Raw genomic sequence first — 2,035 nt, forward strand, 5'->3', positions numbered from 1 at the left:
AGATACATGCCGTTATTTGTAAAAGGGTCGCCACCCTGTGTCACTTCTTCAGAGATATCTCCGGAAACAGCGTCAGTGACAACATAACTGCCCAGCGCACCAACAACAGTGAGATACCTGAAGTATCCCCTGTCGATAAAGAGCCCGGCTCGTTTTTTCTTTTGTCTTTTAAGCCCGAATAAAGCCATATATTTCCCCTTTTCAATAAATAAAAATTAAATAAATAATCTGAGGAAAACAAAAGGGCAAGATTTCCATCGCCATTATAACCCAGAATATCAGATTACAACAATGATTTTTGAAGTATTTTCAATTTATTATTCGTTGATTTAAATTCTTGTATGCTGTTTTAAATTAAAGGCTGAGTTTTGGTATCTATTAACAGTTGAAATAACATAGATAACTAGTGATTTCAACATAAAAAAGGGTCTGCGTGGAATCGTAAGATTCTACACAGACCATTTTAATTTATTACAGACTTTTGGTTATTTCACTGGCATAAAAACTCCTGCAGTTCCACCGTCATAAATGTCGCTAGAAGTTATGTCAACACTTGCAGCTACAGCTGTCTTGTAAAGTGCAACTCCTGAACTTGCAAGATTCCGCAAGCTCTCTCTAACCTTGCTATCCGTGTCAGCACCTACTTTAAACTGCACATAGTCCCCTTCCTCTGACAAATCATACTTAATAGTGTCAATTTTCTGATCCATATACTCATCCAGACTAGCAATTTCTGTTGGCCATTTTGTCGTATCTGCATATACCATTATAGCAGCAGCCTTCATGTTGCGCATGTCGGAAACTATCTTTGTCGCCTCTGCCTTGGCTGTTGCTCCGCCTGTTGAAAGCATCATCATTCCGGCAAGGATACCAATGATGATGACTACGATCAGAAGTTCTACCAGTGTGAAACCTTTTGATTTTCTCTTAAGCATTTTCTTCAAGTTAATATCTCCTCTTCTCATCCATATTCGTATTACTCTATATTTCGTTCACAAACAATTTGCGCTTGCCCCACCCTACCGAACCGGGCGCCCCCGGTTCCCCTTTAAAGTTTATTGAAAGGATGTTTCTTTCAATTCCCCCTTTAATATTTAAATTTGCAATAATTAGAAAGACGGAAAAATTGAAAAACAATAGAAAAATAAGATCTCAAGGTAAAAATTTTTTTACACACTAATAATTTCTATACTGACTCTGTATTTTTTCACCTTGAGTAAAGTTTGTCAAGACTAAATGGCCATATTGAATAATTATTTCAATTTCCAGAGTGTTATATTGGCAATATTTGCTATCTGAAGTCAGGTCACAACCAGCTCCTGATTACTTGATAACGCATTGTTATCTCGTAATTTTATGAACTGATCAACTGTTCTATGTTTTTCTTTTCTTACATAAACTGCTGTATTGCAGATATTATCGGGAGGAATATTGCCAGGACCATAAATCCCACGATTACACCCACAAGGACGACCATGATTGGCTCAAGGACAGAACTGAGGCGCTTTATCTTCTCTGACAATTCGCTGTCATACCAGTCGGATATCTTCTGGAGCATTTCATCTGTACGTCCTGTTTCTTCTCCGACTGCGATCATATGAGCGATCATGGGAGGAAAAAGTTTTCTTTCCTTAATAACAATGTTCATTGGAGCTCCCATTGCAGCGGCATCCCTCATCAGCAAAAAGTTGTTGTTTATCTTGCTGTTGGATGCAACTTCCCCTGCCATTTCAAGTGCATTCAAAATGGGAACGCCTGACCTGAGCAAAGCCGACATAGTCCTGAATGATCTGGACAGCGCCGCCTTGTAAAGAATGTCTCCGAAGACTGGCACTTTAAGTATTCCTGTGTCGATATATATCCTCAATCCGGGGACTTTTCTTAAAAAATTGAGAAGTAAAATTATCAGTCCAATGACTGCAATGGCATAGTACCAATAGCTCTGTGCCCATGTTCCAAATTCAAATATCATTCTGGTCAGTCTGGGGAGTTCAACATTCATGCTTGAAAATGCTTTCTGAAACTGCGGAATAAC

3 protein-coding genes are annotated in these 2,035 nt (G+C 38.7%); all 3 read right to left on the reverse strand.

Annotated features, from left to right (window positions below):
- The coding region (locus LLF28_05135) for a hypothetical protein (protein MCE5194830.1) at positions 1-188 on the reverse strand (188 nt) is incomplete at its 3' end.
- Between the two features lie 297 nt (positions 189-485).
- On the reverse strand, positions 486-935 hold the full coding sequence (locus LLF28_05140) for a prepilin-type N-terminal cleavage/methylation domain-containing protein (protein ID MCE5194831.1): 450 nt from the start codon (positions 933-935) through the stop codon (positions 486-488).
- Between the two features lie 455 nt (positions 936-1,390).
- Positions 1,391-2,035: type II secretion system F family protein (locus LLF28_05145; GenBank protein ID MCE5194832.1), on the reverse strand; the 645-nt coding region annotated here is incomplete at its 5' end.

Source organism: Nitrospiraceae bacterium, from assembly GCA_021373015.1.
Lineage (GTDB): Bacteria > Nitrospirota > Thermodesulfovibrionia > Thermodesulfovibrionales > UBA1546 > JAJFTJ01.